We start from the raw sequence: 14606 nt of genomic DNA, 5'->3' as shown, positions 1-14606 counted from the left end.
AAGTTTAGAAAGTCATTTCAACAAATTTGTTAGCCGGAGCCATTTGGCCTTTGCTTACACCGTTTACAGTAATGCTTACAGCGCTGCCATCCGCGGCACGCAAGTGTAATCCTGCCTGTGATTTTAAAATCTGGTAGGTGTTGGCTTTTAGAGTTAAGCGTTTAAATTCAGAAGTGTTACCTTTGGCATAATCGATGTAAGAATCTTTTTTTGCTTCGATTAAAACTTCTACCGGCTGTCCTTTTGATTTTTCGGCGGCCGCAGTTTTTTCTGGTCCTGACTGGGCCGGTGCAGTCGTTGCCGCGGCTGAAGCCGGCTGTGCAGCTGCTGTTGCAGCCGGAGAAGCGGTCGATGAAATTTCAATACCACCCATTAGCGTACTTGATGTTGAAAGGGCGCTGGCGATATCGGTCGGAACAGTCTCAGCGGCTACGACCGCCGGAGATGACGCCACAGCAGCTTCAGTGTTTACCGGCACTCCCTCGGCCGAAGCATCAGTAATCTGCGGAATTTCGTTTTGATAGTGATTAGCGATTTTATTAATCACGGCAATCACGATAACTAAAGATGTAACCACGGCGAAATAAATAATGTTTTTGCGGGTCAGACCGCCTTCCATCTTACTGCCATTGATTGATTCAACACTCTGTCTGAAAGCTACTTTTGAACTTGTTGGCGCGGGCGCATCTGCAGAAACGGCAGCGTTAACCTGCGGAGTAGCTATTGTTTTCGGAACCGGGTGAGTTGACCCCATTTCTTCCTGAAATTGTTTTAATACCGCGTCGCTGTCGATTTTTAGATAGTCAGCATAGCTCTTCACAAAACCACGGACGAAAGTTTTCGCCGGAAGTTCATCGGTGTCACCGTTTTCGATCGCCGTAATAATACGTACACTTAGTTTTAAAGCGTAAGCAACGTCCTGGATCGATAAATCTTTTTTGATTCTTTCTGACTTCAGCAACTCTCCGGTGATTTTCATAGTGTTCCCTTTTCGATGATGTCGATCATTTTTTTTGATTGTTCTCTATATTTGGCCTGAGGAAATAAATCTAATAATTCTTGAAAGCGAACCAGTGATTGCTCTTTTTCGCCGGTGCGATACAGAGCAATTGCCGAAAAATAATGGGCATCATCAATGCCTACGATTTTGCAGAACGCGGTGGCTTTTTCTAATTGATCAACAGCCTGGGTATTTTCTTTTAATTCTAAAAATGAGCGACCCAGAAAAACCTGGGCAAAACAATCTTCACGATCCTGGGCAAGTACCTTTTTAAAGTGCTTTTTAGCCTCTTTAAAACGACTGCGGTAAAATTCTAGCAATCCGTAGTTCATATCAGCTTTAATCTGGTACTGGTAAGTTAAATCAGCGGATACCTCTTCTAACAGGCGCTGGGCAATGGTGAACTGCTTTAATTCGATGTACACGCGGGCCAGATTGTTTTTCGCATCGGTAAACTTGTTATCTAATTCGTAGGCGCGGGCAAAGTGCTTAACCGACAGTTCTAATTTATCGCGCACGAAATACAATAAACCCAAATTATTTTGAATCTGCGGATTTTTCGGGTCCAACTCTTCTGCTGCCAATAACTCTTTCAGGGCCAACGGATAATTGCCCTGTTGTAAGTACGATACCCCTAATTGCAGGCGCAACTGGGCACGCTCTTCCGAACGATCGTTAAACGATTTACACGATGCAAACAAAAAGATGACGATACACAGGCGAAGTAAAAACATACTCCTATAATTAAGCCTTTTAAGGCTTAGGTGAGTCAACCTTTTCGAGCTAAGCTAATTCAAGTAGGCAAAGGGTTTCGAAATGATCAGTTTGCGGGAACATATCAAAAATCTGCAGGTGGCGCATATCAAAGCGGTAGCCGTTTTGCTGCAGCACTTGTAGATCGCGCACCAATGATACCGGATGACAGCTGATATAGAGCAAAAACTTCGGTTTGGTCTCGGCGATTTTTACTAAAAGCGACTTTTCACACCCTTGGCGGGGTGGATCTAACATGATCAGGTTATCGGACATGGTATTGCGCAGAGGAAACAACTCAGATTTTGTTGTGTAAAATCGAATTTGTTTGTGAAGTTTTTGGGCTTTTAGAGCTTCAACCGCCTGTGCGGTCAGGTCCGGATTGAGTTCGATTGCGTCAATCTGTAAATCCTTCGAAATCTGGCTCAAGGGAAAAGTAAAGTTACCACTGCCGGCATAAAATTCAGTGAGCGAGCGGGGAGCAGTGCTCTTTGCCAGGTCGACAACAGCTGTCACGAGCTGGGCATTAACGAAACGGTTGACCTGTGAAAACGATAATCCCTCACTATGGCCGCCGATCGGGTAAAATTCTACTTTATTTGCAGCATTGATTTTTAATTCGTGCTTTCTGAGCTTGTCACTCGGGCGGATTTTGCTTTTATTGGCCTTTAACCAGTCACGTAAGGGTTTTTCAGCGATCATACAGTCGTCGATATCGACAAGATCGTGTGACTCAGGTTTAAAGTAACCTAGCTTTGTGCCCATTTGTTTAAGCTGGATGCGATTGCGGTATTCGAAATTCTGCGGACTAACTACAGTCGGAAGTAAAGTGTAGTTCAGATCAGGCAGAAATTTTTTAAACAGGTCTTTCAGAATAAGTTCTTTTTGGGCAATTTGATGTTGTTCATCAATGTGCTGCCACGAGCAACCACCACAGTCGTTAAAGTAAGGACACGGCGCTTCACGGCGAAACGGACTCGGTTTGATAACCGATACTATTTCAGCATTTAAAAAGTTTTTTTCAACTTGGGTAATGCGTACGCGAACCTGGTCTTCAGGAGCAGATTTAGGTACGAAGACCACTAATTTTTTGTCTTGAAAATCAATACGACCAATTCCGGAGCCGCCGACCGCTAATTTTTCAATAGTGATCGTATGCTCAGAATGCAAAAGGGACTCTAATACAGAGTCCCTTTTATGAGATTTAGGATTTTTGTGATCCTGCTGTCTCTTCATGTAAATTACATGTTTACTAGTTCGTGTTTGTCGAAAAAGATCGCTAATTCGCGCTCAGCAGAAGCTACTGAATCAGAACCGTGAACAGCGTTTTCGCCTACTGAATCACCGTGTTTAGCGCGGATTGTGCCAGCGTCAGCTTTTTTAGGATCAGTAGCGCCCATGATTTCGCGGTTTTTTGCAACTGCGTTTTCGCCAACTAGGCACATCATTACAACTGGGCCAGAAGTCATGAAAGAAACTAATTCACCGAAAAATGGACGCTCTTTGTGTTCAGCGTAGAATAATTCGCATTTTTCACGAGATAACATTCCTAATTTAGCGCCGCCGATGCGTAAGCCTTTAGATTCGAAAGTAGCGATGATATCGCCAATTACGTTCTTTTTAACAGCGTTAGGTTTGATGATTGAAAATGTTCTTTCCATTGCCATGTAGGGCTCCTTGTTTATTAGGTTTTTAGGTTACGGATTAGGTGTAAACCGGGGGTCTAAAACGGTCAATAAAAAAGGCCCTGTATCGCTACAGAGCCTTTCAAATTAAGCATATATTGTCTTAATTACTTTAACATCGATTTAAGAGTTGTTCCCATGTCCGCTGGCGAACGAGAGATTTTGCAACCTGCAGCCTCTAAAGCTGCAAATTTTGCCTCGGCTGTGCCTTTGCCGCCGCTGATAATAGCGCCGGCGTGGCCCATGCGTTTACCCGGAGGCGCTGAAGCCCCTGCGATGAATACCGCAACTGGTTTTTTAAATTCTTTTTTGATGTATTCAGCAGCTTCTTCTTCTGCTGTTCCACCGATTTCGCCGATCATGATGACTGCATCAGTATCTGGGTCTGCGTTGAATAATTTTAACATGTCGATGAAGTTTGTACCATTTACCGGGTCACCACCGATACCAACACAAGTCGATTGGCCTAAACCTAGAGCTGATAATTGACCAACAGCTTCGTAAGTTAAAGTACCAGAGCGCGATAAAACGCCGATACGGCCAGCTTTGTGGATGTGTCCTGGCATAATACCGATTTTGCATTGTTCAGGCGTGATTACGCCAGGGCAGTTCGGACCAATTAAACGGGTGCGTTTGCCTTGCATGTATTTTTTAACTCTAACCATGTCTAATACCGGAATACCTTCAGTGATGCAGATCACTAAATCTAAATCAGCATCAACCGCTTCTAGGATAGAATCAGCAGCAAATGGAGGCGGAACGAAAACCATAGATACCGTAGCGCCGGTTTTTTCTTTGGCTTCTTTTACCGTGTTAAAGACCGGAATACCTTCATGAACAGTGCCGCCCTTACCCGGGGTAACACCGGCAACCATTTGGGTGCCGTATTGTTTACATTGTAACGAGTGAAATGAACCCTGAGATCCGGTAAGACCTTGGCACATTACTTTTGTATCTTTATTAATTAAAATAGCCATTTAAAACCTACTTAATCGCTGCAGTAATTTTTTTAGCAGCATCTGTTAAATCATTTGCTGGGATGATGTTTAAACCGCTCTCAGCCAAGATTTTTTTACCAAGTTCTACGTTAGTACCTTCTAAACGAACAACTAAAGGAACTTTTAAGCCGACTTCTTTAGAAGCCGCGATAACACCCTCAGCGATCACGTCACATTTCATGATACCACCAAAGATATTTACTAAAATTCCTTTAACGTTTTTGTCTTTAAGGATGATTTTAAACGCGTTAGTTACTTTTTCTTTATTGGCGCCGCCGCCAACATCTAAAAAGTTCGCCGGTGTCGCGCCGTGAAGTTTAATGATATCTAACGTTGCCATCGCCAGACCTGCACCGTTAACCAAACAACCGATGTTACCATCTAATTTGATGAACGCTAAATCGTACTTAGAAGCTTCGATTTCAGTTGGCTCTTCTTCAGTTAAATCGCGCATTTCTAAAATTTTTGGCTGACGGTATAATGAATTTGAATCGAAATTCATTTTTGCATCTAAGCAAATCACGTCATCTTCTTTAGTTACAACTAATGGATTGATTTCGGCGATCGAGCAGTCGTGTTTTACAAATGCTTCGTATAAGCCCATCATGAATTTTACAGCTTTGTTAACTGTAGATGGCGCCATACCGATAGCGAAAGCTAATTCGCGGGCCTGCCAAGCGCCAAGGCCTGTTACCGGATCGATATCAACTTTTTTGATGGCACTTGGGTTGTGTTCTGCAACTTCTTCGATATCCATGCCGCCCTCAGAAGAGGCCATCATGGCTACGCGACCAGTTTCACGGTCGATTAAACACGCTACGTAGTATTCTTTAGCGATGTTACAACCTTGCTCGATAAAAACTTTGTGAACTTTTTTACCTTCAGGGCCAGTTTGGTGAGTCACTAAAGTCATGCCTAAGATTTTTGTCGCGTAGTCGCGAACTTCATCTAAAGATTTTGCAACTTTAACGCCGCCACCTTTACCGCGGCCGCCGGCGTGAATCTGGGCCTTAACAACCCAAACTGATCCACCGATTTCTTTTGCAGCAGCAACTGCTTCATCAGGAGTTAACGCTAATTTACCTTTTAAAGTAGCTACTCCAAAATTTCTTAAAACTTCTTTTGCCTGATACTCATGAATATTCATTATTGAACCGTTTTTAACCCTTCACATAAAGTACGTACTGCGTTTACTGATTTTTCGAACTCTGCTTTTTCATCGGCGTTCATTTTGTAGTCGATGATTTTTTCTAAACCTTTACCGCCAATAACGCACATAACACCAACCATCATCTTATCGTTAACTCCGAATTCGCCGTTTAACTCAACAGCAACCGGTAATACACGTTTTTGGTCTTTTAAAATGGCTTCAGCCATTTCAACGGCACCGCGAGATGGGGCGTAGTAAGCTGAACCAGTTTTTAAGTGGCCACCGATTTCGGCGCCTGCAGATTTGGTACGTTGAACAATGGCAGCGATTTTATCAGCCGGTAACATATCGATTAAAGGAACTGAACCCACAGAAGCTGTGCGAACTAAAGGAACCATCGCATCACCGTGGTTACCGATAACAACACCGGTTACGTCTTTGTATGAAACACCGCACTCTTCAGCGATGAATGTACGGAAGCGGGCTGAATCTAAACAGCCGCCCATGCCTAACACGCGCTCTTTCGGAAAGCCTAATTGTTGTTTAGCATATAACGCCATAACATCCATAGGGTTACAAACTACGATAACGATTGAATCTGGAGCGTGTTGTTTGATACCAGCACAAACTTCTTTAACGATTTTAGCGTTGATTCCGATTAATTCGTCACGGCTCATGCCCGGTTTGCGTGGCATACCTGCAGTAATGATCACAACGTCTGAGTTGGCGATATCAGCGTAGTTAGAAGTTCCTTTGATTTTTGTGTCGAACATTTCCATGGTAGCTGCTTGGGCCAAATCCAGAGTTTTTCCGATCGCTGCGCCTTCGTTGATATCTAAAAGAACTACATCACCTAATTCTTTTTGCGCTGCCCAGTGAGCTGTTGTTGAACCAACAAAACCTGCGCCAATAACTGCGATTTTTTTTCTTGTGTGTGCTGTGAATGCCATGAAAACTCCTCCAGAAACATTTTAGAAACTTTGGCTTTGCCAAAAGTTTGTTTTTTTGATTTTGTAATTAAAAATTAAATACTTAACAGGTTTAATACTTATCGCCTTAAAGCTCAAGCTAAAGACTAAGTTTTGGCCTATTGCAGGAGTTAAAATTTGAATACAAATCAAAGTCTAGATATCGTGAAAAATTACTTCAAAGCCTTTAATGAAGGCAGAACCAAGGACATGCTGGCTTTACTTCATCCCGAAGTAGAACACGATATTAACCAAGGCAAGAAAGAAATTGGCCTGGAGGCGTTCATTAAGTTTATGGCTCACATGGATAATTGCTATAAAGAAGAGCTAAAAAACTTAACATATTTTACGAGTGAAAACAGTAACCGCATTGCCGCCGAGTTTGATGTGCACGGAACTTATTTAAAAACGGACGGGTCATTGCCTACAGCGCGGGGGCAAAAATATGTGGTTCCGGCGGGCTCATTTTTCGAAATAAAAGACGGCAAAATTAAACGCGTAACGACTTATTATAATCTTCCCCAGTGGATTGAAATGGTGAAATAGTGAGCATCAAAGTTCACGCTGTCAGTAAAGATTTTGCGCGTGAGCATCTGGCAGAGATCGCAGCGCTCAGGATTAGGATTTTTCGAGACTTTCCATATATTTACGACGGGTCAGTTGACTACGAAGTTAAGTATCTGGATCGCTATTTTAAAGCGGCAAATGGCACATTTATTTTGGCCATTGATGAAAATGCAGGCAAAAAAATTGTTGGGGTTGCTACCGCCCTTCCGCTGGCTGAAGAAGAAGATTTTATAAAAAAACCATTCATCGAAAACGGCAAAAAAATCGACGAATTTTTCTACTTCGGTGAAAGCGTTTTATTACCGGAATACCGCGGCCAGGGCATCGGACATGCTTTTTTTGATGCCCGCGAAAAAGTGGCATTAAGTTTTCCAGAAATAAAGGTCACCACTTTTTGTGCCGTGCAAAGATCGGCCGATCATCCGCTGAAACCCGCCAATTACCAGCCTTTAGACGGGTTTTGGCAAAAGCGGGGTTATCAAAAAGATAATCAATTAACTTCCGATTTCGAATGGCTTGATCTCGGGAATACACAAACAACCGCAAAAAAAATGGTGTATTGGACAAAACTATGGAACCGCTAAATGTAATCGTGGCCTCGGCACAGTATCCGTTGGATTTTTTTTCTAATCTTGACCAATGGAAAGAGAAAACCCGCACCTGGGTGGAAAAAGCGGTGGTTACAGGAGCTCAGCTTCTGCTTTTTCCTGAATATGGAGCGATGGAGCTAACTTCTTTACTTTCAGAATCTGAGCGCACAGATTTAAAAGCACAGGCGCAGAAACTTTCTCTATATATAGAAGAATTTAAAAAAACTTTTTCGGCTTTGGCCGGCAAACACCAGGTTTTTATTATCGCGCCGAGTATACCGTTTTATCACAACCCCCAGCTGACCACCAATCGGGTCTTTGTTTTTGCCCCGAACGGAGCCGTTGAGTTTCAGGATAAGTTCTTTATGACCCGCTTTGAGGATGAAGAGTGGCAGGTGCAGGCGGGTGAACCGACAATAAAAATTTTCGATACCGGTTTTGTGAAATTTGCCATTTCAACATGTTTTGATGTGGAATTTTCGTTTCCGGCACTTACAGCTTCACATGCCGGAGCGCAGATTATTCTGGCCCCGAGCTGTACCGAGACCGTCAAAGGGGCTCACCGCGTGCATTTGGGCGCCCGTGCCCGCGCCTTAGAAAATCAAAATTACGTCGTGGTTGCGCAGACGATCGGCGAAGCAAAATGGTCGCCGGCCGTTGATATCAATTACGGCTACGCCGGATTTTATGCCACACCTGATGTTGGGTTTCCCGATGATGGCGTTTTACAAACCGGTGAAGCGAATAATCCGGGGTGGATCACGCAGGCTCTACGCTTATCACATATTGATCGCGTTCGCTCGGCAGGCGCGGTTTTTAACTTTAAAAAGCATCAAGCCCTGCAGAATTCGTTTCCTATTCAGGCAAAAATGATTAAACTAGGCTAAAAAGAGAGGCCCACAACATGAAATCACTATTAATAGTATTAGCTTTTTTAACAACAACGGCAGCTTTCGCACAATCTTCTGAAACTGAAAGCGCTAACCAGTCTATCTTTTCAAAAAGTCAGAAGTTCGACCATGAAGGTGTTGAGCTGTATGATTCAAATTACGACCTTAAAAACTACAAAAAGATCGGGTTAGGTATCTCTACCGGCGGTTTAACCGGGGGATTTGGCTTTAATTTAGAGGTTAATATCAAACCGCAGGATGCTTTAGGCTTCGGAATCGGTATGGGCAAGGCTTACAATACATTTCATATTGCATGGAAACATAATTATGAATCGGCTTACTTATCTCCATATACTAAGGTCGGTTATGCCAACTGGTTTAATGCCAACGGATCACAGGCCGAAGCTTCGAGTTCTGATATCTTAAGAAGAGTCTTATCTGAACAACAAATGCGAGATAACAAGTTTTCCGCCAACTTTCTAGCGGGGGGCATGGGCTTAGAGTACAACCAGCTTGAAGGCGAATTATCGGGTGTAAATTTCTACGGTGAATTGATGGTGTTAGGTGAGCTGAATACTTCGGTTTACTTACCAACTGCGGGTGTTGGCTTAACTTATTTTTACTAGTGCGACCGCTGCGCTGGCTATCATCCATGACGGCCTTCTGACGACTTCCTGTCGTCAGATAAATTAGAAAAAATAGCTTTAAATGCAAAATAGGCCGTTTATACGGCCTATTTTTTTATATTTGAGACAACCTCTAAGAATTTTAGGCAAAAAAAAAGGACCAACTTACGTTAGCCCTTCCAAAGCTTCTGCTTTACAGAAGAATCTACTTTTTTTTCTTTTTTGTAGATTTTTTTGTAGTTTTTTTAGCAGCTTTTTTAGTAGCTTTTTTTGCTTTTTTCTTAGCCATGGTTGCTCCTTCCGGAGTGAACGTATTTCTACGCTCACGTTGTTGTTGTTGTGACTTTTCAGTCTCCCTTAATAAAATTGTCGACAAATTGATTTAATCCGTCAACAAAAAAAATTGTTGCATTTATCTTGCAATCAAACTTTCGCGTGAAAGCGAGGTTTGAATGCTGTTTTTCCTGATTTCGATATTCGGATTATTCATTTCGGATCGATTTGTGTATCGGCTTGAGATCTTTCACATCATTTTTCCGAAAATTCGGAAACTGATGTTCGTGGTTTTGAATATTCCGAGCCTTTATTTTCTGTTTTTCAAAGAACATTTCGTGTTGTTCACCAGTTATATCGGCGGAATTTTACTTAGCTTGATATTTTTAAACGTATATTTTGAATTTTTTTTGAAAAAAGCATTTTTCAGAGGGCAAATTAAGGTTCTTGAAGCGATTAATCTGCATATTAAGGGTGGTCAATCACCGTTGAAATCAACAAAACTTGTGTTTCAGACACTTACTCACGTTGAAAAAATTGTTTTTGAACCGCTGAACTACGTAGATGTCGATGATGAGCGGCCGAAAGCGGTGCCAATTTACGCCAAAAAGAAGTTTTCGGCCCATTTCTTTGAAGAAATTTATTTTATTTTGCGTTCTTCAACGCGAGTTTCTGATCAAATAGACCAATTTAAGCGGGGTTTGCGCATTCAAAATAGTTTGCGACATAGGTCGAGACTTTCGGCGCTGCAAGTGCGCGCCCAAGCGGTGGTGGCGGCCTTGATTTATGTGTTTTTACTTTGCTTTGCCATCGCTGAGTTGCAGTTAAGTAAGTATCCGGAAGTCATCATGGGCTCACTTTTGTTGATGAGCGCGGGTCTTACGGTCATTTTAAAGAAGGGAAACCGAATCCGATGGACGATATAAATCTGCCGAGTAGTTTGCTTTTGGTGTGGGATCTTAAGCGTACTGTCGAAAAAAACTTATCAGTTAACCAAGGTTTACAGAAATTTGTTCACCGTATGTCCAATTTACGCGGTTTTCAGGACGAATTTGCAAAAAATTTTATGCAATGGTGGCAAATTCGGCAATCCACACAAGTCAGCGACCTGAATATTTTTAACGCGCAACATAGAGCGGTCATCATGTTGGTAGAATCCGGCCTGCGCGGACAACCAATATATGAGCCGCTTAAGGCACTGGAAGCTGATCTGGTTGAGATGTGCGAAGCCGATATTCAAGAACATGCGGCCAAACTTCCGTTAATGTTGCAGATCCCCCTGGTTTTTCTGGTGTTTCCGGCCATCTGTATTTTGCTGCTGGTTCCGACACTGTGCCAGCTTGCTTTTTAAAAGGTTTTTCACCTTGTTTTGTAGGCGCCAAGACGATAATTTCTTCAGAGTATGACAAACAATGAATTATGCCTCGAACTGGTCTCTGAATTGACGAAAAAAAATGTCCAATCCAAAAAAGTGCAGCAGTTATGTCAGCGCCTGAAAATACCTTTTTCCGGCGACATGGTAGAACTGATGACCTACATGCTGGGCTCGGGAATGATCCAAAAGAACACAAAAACACCAAGCAAAACAAAGAAGATTAATCATGATATCAATATCTAATAATATCCTGGATACCATCGGCAATACGCCGTTAGTGCGTTTAAACAAAGTTACAGCCGGTTCAAAACACGAGTTTTTCGGCAAAGTAGAATATTTTAACCCCGGTGGATCGATTAAAGACCGTATCGCTAAATATATGGTAGAAGCCGCCGAAAAACGCGGCGAACTTAAACCGGGCGGCACAATTGTCGAAGCGACGGCCGGCAACACCGGTATGGGCCTGGCTTTGGCGGCTGCGGTTAAAGGATATAAATGTATTTTCGTTCTGCCCGAAAAAATGAGTGAAGAAAAACGTGCGATGTTACGTGCTTACGGCGCAAAAGTTGTCGTGACCCCGATAGGTTTAGAACCAGAACATCCGTTAAGCCACTATTCGGTCGCCAAAAAAATCGCTGAAAATACTCCAAATTGTTTCTATGCGAACCAATATCACAATATGGATAACATGGATTATCATTATAATGTGACCGGCCCTGAATTATGGGAGCAAACAAAGGGTCAAATCGACGTATTTGTTGGTGGCGTAGGCACCGGCGGAACAATTTCTGGTGTCGGTAAATTCTTAAAAGAGAAAAATCCTAACACAAAAGTTCTGGTGACGGATCCGGTGGGTTCAATCATTTACGACTTGTTTTATCACGGTAAAATTGTTGATCCCCCGGGTGCTTGGAAAGTTGAAGGCGTTGGTGAAGATATGCTTCCGAACAACTGCCAATTAAAAGTTTACGACGATTGCGTTAAAGTAACTGATAAAGAGGCTTTCGCGCTAACTCGTCGTTTAGTGATTGAAGAGGGTCTATGTGTAGGCCCTTCAAGCGGTTTAATTTTAGCGGGCGCGATTGAGTATTCAAAAAAGTTAGAAAAACCATCAAAAATCGTGGTTGTTATGCCTGATTCAGGCAAAGCGTACTTAAGTAAAGTATTTAACGATAAATGGATGGTTGATAACGGTTTAATGGATGCCAGTGCCATGAAATCAGCTTTCAATGTTGAAGTAAAAGCTGAAGAACACATGAAACAATACAACTAATCGAGATAAATATGAAAACAGACAGCTCAAAAATGAAATTTAACACCCGCGCCATTCACGCGGGCCAATCTCCGGATCCGACAACGGGCGCGATTATGACACCGGTGTACTTAACATCTACATATGTGCAGGAATCTCCGGGTGTACATAAAGGCTGGGAGTACTCACGTACCCACAATCCGACCCGCAGAGCCTACGAAGATTGCATTGCTTCTTTAGAGTCGGGCAAATACGGTTTTGCTTTTTCGAGTGGTTGTGCTGCAACAACGACGGTTTTACATCTATTAACCGCTGGCGACCATGTCGTCGCAATGGATGATATGTACGGCGGAACCTTTCGTTTATTTGATAAAGTTTTGCGCCATCACGGCTTAGAGTTCTCTTATACCGACTTAACCAATGTCGCAAATGTCGAAAAAGCGATTAAACCCAATACTAAAATGATCTGGGTTGAAACACCGACAAATCCAACGCTTAAATTAGCAGATATTAAGAAAATTTCAGCGATCGCCGCTGCTAAAGGTATTTTGGTGGTGGTTGATAACACATTTATGTCACCGTACTTTCAACGTCCGTTAGAGCTGGGTGCTAATATTGTGGTGCATTCGGCAACTAAATATATCGGCGGCCACTCCGATGTGGTTGGCGGTGTAGCTGTGACTTCAGATAAAGCCATCGCTGATCGTATTCAGTTTTTGACAAATTCAATGGGCGGAATTCAGGGCGCGTTTGATGCGTTCTTGGCCTTACGTTCTTTAAAAACTTTACCGTTACGCATGAAGGCCCACGCTGAAAATGCGATTAAAGTGGCGCAATTTCTAGAAAAACATCCACAGGTTGAACGGGTGATTTACCCAGGTTTGGCTTCGCATCCGCAACACGAGTTAGCAAAACAGCAAATGAGCGGTTTTGGCGGTATGATCACCTTCTTTATCAAAGGTGGCATGAATTCGGCGCGCAAGTTTTTAGAATCAGTCGAAGTTTTTGCATTAGCTGAATCACTGGGTGGTGTTGAATCCTTAATCGAACACCCGGCAATCATGACACATGCTTCGGTTCCGGCCGAGCAGCGCAAAGCACTGGGCATTGATGATTCGCTAATCCGTCTATCAGTCGGAGTAGAAGACATCGATGATCTTTTAGCTGATCTAGAACAAGCTTTTAAAGCGGCTACCGTTTAAATATTCTAGAATTTATATCCTAAACGCAGGTTGATCTGTTGCGTTTTGATATCGCCATCCGGGTAGAGAAAGTAATCCAGTTGTACCGGCAAATAAGTGGTATCCGAAAGACGGTAATCCGCACCGGTGCCAAGAATAAAAATCTGATTGGTCTTCATTGAATCTGTGTTGATGATTTCGCTCGAAGCTGAAGCTGAAAACAAAATACCGGCGCCGACACCGATCCAGAAGCGGCTGCCACCGGCAAACTTAGCGACATCATACTGGGCATAACCTTGCCCGCTGAGATAATTTAAATTCACTGAACAGGTGCCTGACGGGCAGGTGGTGGTGGATGCAGAGGCCTTAAATGATTCATAGCCGCCCATTCCACGAAAGGCAAAATCGGGTAACAAAGTGTAATCAAAAAATCCCATTAAGCCAAAACCGGTTCCCTGAAGTTTAAGTGTATTGGTCGAACTTAAATTGATGGTCATGGTATTCATCGAAATACCGCCGAAAAAACCGAACTTCAGATCATCTTTTTTCTTTTCGCCTGAAAGTGGGCGAAACACCATATTCGGACGGGCAGAACCGCGAACAACCTGGCCGATCGCGCGTGGGCCTTTAACCTGGATAATCTTAGCCTGAACAGTTTTGTCAGCAGAAATCACCAGCGTATTTATACTGATCGACTGCATTTCAACCTGGTCTAGTGAAAACAGAACGCGATTGCCTTTAACGACGATGGCCTGCAGGGCGTAAGCCCAGTTTGAGAACAACATTAAAGCCATGAATACAGAGAAGAAAAATTTATTTTGCGTCACTCATATGAGGTTAATTTTATTTATTCAGGCGAGCAATGTGTTCTCTTGGATCTTATCCTTTGGTCTATCTTAATTCAGGACGTTGAAAAGTATTTTTTTTGTGTGGTATCGGATATGTCCGCTCGATGGATTTCGGGCAAAAAGCAAATCACCATGGGGCTAAAATCTTAGGCAATCAGGAAATATGACCATTCTTTAATCAAACAGCTGAAAAAACTTAGGTTTTACAGTAAGTGATAGCCTGGATTTCGGCCGGAATAGGGCTAAATTGTTGACTTGATTAGGCCAAGTCGATAGTTTGCAAGTTCACTTTTAATCAGAATGGCCAGGTAGCTCAGTCGGTAGAGCAGAGGACTGAAAATCCTTGTGTCGGCGGTTCAATTCCGTCTCTGGCCACCATTTAATACCCAAACATTGGCTCTTCTCACTTAACAGTTTATCACACAGCGCAAGTCACTAAAAACAAGTAGT

Annotated in this window: 18 protein-coding genes and 1 tRNA gene; 10 read left to right on the top strand and 9 right to left on the bottom strand. The window is 42.8% G+C overall.

What is annotated here, in order from left to right; translation table 11 throughout:
• Nucleotides 1-4: 4 nt before the first annotated feature.
• The 7 genes from AC04MM_RS04715 to mdh all read right to left on the bottom strand — a co-directional run bounded on the left by AC04MM_RS04715 (nt 5) and on the right by mdh (nt 6536).
• Nucleotides 5-979 (bottom strand): helix-turn-helix domain-containing protein, encoded by a 975-nt coding sequence (locus AC04MM_RS04715; RefSeq protein WP_475379171.1) that lies wholly within the window; start codon nt 977-979, stop codon nt 5-7.
• Nucleotides 976-1734 carry a tetratricopeptide repeat protein gene (locus AC04MM_RS04710; protein ID WP_475379170.1) on the bottom strand — a complete coding sequence of 253 codons (759 nt, stop codon included), beginning with the start codon at nt 1732-1734 and terminating at the stop codon, nt 976-978. Before AC04MM_RS04710 ends, AC04MM_RS04715 begins: the two co-directional genes overlap by 4 nt.
• Nucleotides 1735-1783: 49 nt before the next feature.
• Complete coding sequence (locus AC04MM_RS04705) at nt 1784-2923, bottom strand: class I SAM-dependent RNA methyltransferase (RefSeq protein ID WP_475379169.1); 1140 nt, start codon at nt 2921-2923, stop codon at nt 1784-1786.
• A gap of 71 nt (nt 2924-2994) precedes the next feature.
• The gene (gene ndk / locus AC04MM_RS04700; protein WP_475379168.1) at nt 2995-3420 is read right to left on the bottom strand and encodes a nucleoside-diphosphate kinase; all 426 of its coding nucleotides are present in this window, start codon (nt 3418-3420) and stop codon (nt 2995-2997) included.
• Between the two features lie 125 nt (nt 3421-3545).
• Nucleotides 3546-4415 carry a succinate--CoA ligase subunit alpha gene (gene sucD / locus AC04MM_RS04695; protein ID WP_475379167.1) on the bottom strand — a complete coding sequence of 290 codons (870 nt, stop codon included), beginning with the start codon at nt 4413-4415 and terminating at the stop codon, nt 3546-3548.
• 7 nt (nt 4416-4422) lie between these two features.
• The gene (gene sucC, locus AC04MM_RS04690) at nt 4423-5583 is read right to left on the bottom strand and encodes an ADP-forming succinate--CoA ligase subunit beta (protein WP_475379166.1); all 1161 of its coding nucleotides are present in this window, start codon (nt 5581-5583) and stop codon (nt 4423-4425) included.
• Nucleotides 5583-6536, bottom strand: coding sequence for a malate dehydrogenase (gene mdh / locus AC04MM_RS04685; RefSeq protein WP_475379165.1), 954 nt, complete (start codon nt 6534-6536; stop codon nt 5583-5585). The genes sucC and mdh overlap by 1 nt, the downstream gene beginning before the upstream one ends.
• A 156-nt stretch (nt 6537-6692) precedes the next feature.
• On the opposite strand from mdh, the gene AC04MM_RS04680 reads away from it, so the two are divergent.
• The 4 genes from AC04MM_RS04680 to AC04MM_RS04665 are packed head-to-tail and all read left to right on the top strand — an operon-like array spanning nt 6693 to nt 9227.
• Entirely contained in the window at nt 6693-7100 is a 408-nt protein-coding gene (locus AC04MM_RS04680; protein ID WP_475379164.1) for a ketosteroid isomerase-related protein, read from the top strand.
• Nucleotides 7100-7705, top strand: a complete 606-nt coding sequence (locus AC04MM_RS04675; protein ID WP_475379163.1) for a GNAT family N-acetyltransferase — start codon at nt 7100-7102, stop codon at nt 7703-7705. Before AC04MM_RS04680 ends, AC04MM_RS04675 begins: the two co-directional genes overlap by 1 nt.
• Nucleotides 7693-8598 carry a carbon-nitrogen hydrolase family protein gene (locus AC04MM_RS04670; protein WP_475379162.1) on the top strand — a complete coding sequence of 302 codons (906 nt, stop codon included), beginning with the start codon at nt 7693-7695 and terminating at the stop codon, nt 8596-8598. The genes AC04MM_RS04675 and AC04MM_RS04670 overlap by 13 nt, the downstream gene beginning before the upstream one ends.
• A gap of 17 nt (nt 8599-8615) precedes the next feature.
• The gene (locus AC04MM_RS04665; RefSeq protein WP_475379161.1) at nt 8616-9227 is read left to right on the top strand and encodes a hypothetical protein; all 612 of its coding nucleotides are present in this window, start codon (nt 8616-8618) and stop codon (nt 9225-9227) included.
• A gap of 205 nt (nt 9228-9432) precedes the next feature.
• Here AC04MM_RS04665 and AC04MM_RS04660 read toward each other — a convergent pair whose 3' ends face one another.
• Entirely contained in the window at nt 9433-9603 is a 171-nt protein-coding gene (locus tag AC04MM_RS04660) for a hypothetical protein (RefSeq protein ID WP_475379160.1), read from the bottom strand.
• Nucleotides 9604-9910: 307 nt separating this feature from the next.
• On the opposite strand from AC04MM_RS04660, the gene AC04MM_RS04655 reads away from it, so the two are divergent.
• The 5 genes from AC04MM_RS04655 to AC04MM_RS04635 are packed head-to-tail and all read left to right on the top strand — an operon-like array spanning nt 9911 to nt 13329.
• Nucleotides 9911-10426, top strand: a complete 516-nt coding sequence (locus AC04MM_RS04655; protein ID WP_475379159.1) for a hypothetical protein — start codon at nt 9911-9913, stop codon at nt 10424-10426.
• Nucleotides 10414-10851 carry a hypothetical protein gene (locus tag AC04MM_RS04650; RefSeq protein WP_475379158.1) on the top strand — a complete coding sequence of 146 codons (438 nt, stop codon included), beginning with the start codon at nt 10414-10416 and terminating at the stop codon, nt 10849-10851. Before AC04MM_RS04655 ends, AC04MM_RS04650 begins: the two co-directional genes overlap by 13 nt.
• Before the next feature lie 51 nt (nt 10852-10902).
• Nucleotides 10903-11118: a hypothetical protein gene (locus tag AC04MM_RS04645; protein ID WP_475379157.1), complete on the top strand. Its 216-nt coding sequence runs from the start codon at nt 10903-10905 to the stop codon at nt 11116-11118.
• The gene (locus tag AC04MM_RS04640; RefSeq protein WP_475379156.1) at nt 11102-12148 is read left to right on the top strand and encodes a PLP-dependent cysteine synthase family protein; all 1047 of its coding nucleotides are present in this window, start codon (nt 11102-11104) and stop codon (nt 12146-12148) included. The genes AC04MM_RS04645 and AC04MM_RS04640 overlap by 17 nt, the downstream gene beginning before the upstream one ends.
• 11 nt (nt 12149-12159) lie before the next feature.
• Entirely contained in the window at nt 12160-13329 is a 1170-nt protein-coding gene (locus AC04MM_RS04635) for a cystathionine gamma-synthase (protein ID WP_475379155.1), read from the top strand.
• 5 nt (nt 13330-13334) lie between these two features.
• Here AC04MM_RS04635 and AC04MM_RS04630 read toward each other — a convergent pair whose 3' ends face one another.
• Complete coding sequence (locus tag AC04MM_RS04630) at nt 13335-14102, bottom strand: outer membrane beta-barrel protein (RefSeq protein ID WP_475379154.1); 768 nt, start codon at nt 14100-14102, stop codon at nt 13335-13337.
• Between the two features lie 356 nt (nt 14103-14458).
• On the opposite strand from AC04MM_RS04630, the gene AC04MM_RS04625 reads away from it, so the two are divergent.
• A tRNA-Phe gene (locus AC04MM_RS04625) sits at nt 14459-14534 on the top strand.
• Nucleotides 14535-14606 lie beyond the last annotated feature (72 nt).

It is taken from the genome of Bdellovibrio sp. SBM16 (genome assembly GCF_056175625.1).
This window is presented reverse-complemented; position numbering and strand designations above follow the sequence as displayed.

Coding starts and splice junctions, on each gene's coding strand:
- AC04MM_RS04670 (WP_475379162.1), top strand. CDS start 7,693: ATGGAACCGCTAAATGTAATCGTGGCCTCGGCACAGTATCCGTTGGAT.
- AC04MM_RS04665 (WP_475379161.1), top strand. CDS start 8,616: ATGAAATCACTATTAATAGTATTAGCTTTTTTAACAACAACGGCAGCT.
- AC04MM_RS04715 (WP_475379171.1), bottom strand. CDS start 979: ATGAAAATCACCGGAGAGTTGCTGAAGTCAGAAAGAATCAAAAAAGAT.
- sucC (WP_475379166.1), bottom strand. CDS start 5,583: ATGAATATTCATGAGTATCAGGCAAAAGAAGTTTTAAGAAATTTTGGA.
- AC04MM_RS04645 (WP_475379157.1), top strand. CDS start 10,903: ATGACAAACAATGAATTATGCCTCGAACTGGTCTCTGAATTGACGAAA.
- ndk (WP_475379168.1), bottom strand. CDS start 3,420: ATGGCAATGGAAAGAACATTTTCAATCATCAAACCTAACGCTGTTAAA.
- AC04MM_RS04635 (WP_475379155.1), top strand. CDS start 12,160: ATGAAAACAGACAGCTCAAAAATGAAATTTAACACCCGCGCCATTCAC.
- AC04MM_RS04650 (WP_475379158.1), top strand. CDS start 10,414: ATGGACGATATAAATCTGCCGAGTAGTTTGCTTTTGGTGTGGGATCTT.
- sucD (WP_475379167.1), bottom strand. CDS start 4,415: ATGGCTATTTTAATTAATAAAGATACAAAAGTAATGTGCCAAGGTCTT.
- mdh (WP_475379165.1), bottom strand. CDS start 6,536: ATGGCATTCACAGCACACACAAGAAAAAAAATCGCAGTTATTGGCGCA.
- AC04MM_RS04710 (WP_475379170.1), bottom strand. CDS start 1,734: ATGTTTTTACTTCGCCTGTGTATCGTCATCTTTTTGTTTGCATCGTGT.
- AC04MM_RS04630 (WP_475379154.1), bottom strand. CDS start 14,102: ATGGCTTTAATGTTGTTCTCAAACTGGGCTTACGCCCTGCAGGCCATC.
- AC04MM_RS04640 (WP_475379156.1), top strand. CDS start 11,102: ATGATATCAATATCTAATAATATCCTGGATACCATCGGCAATACGCCG.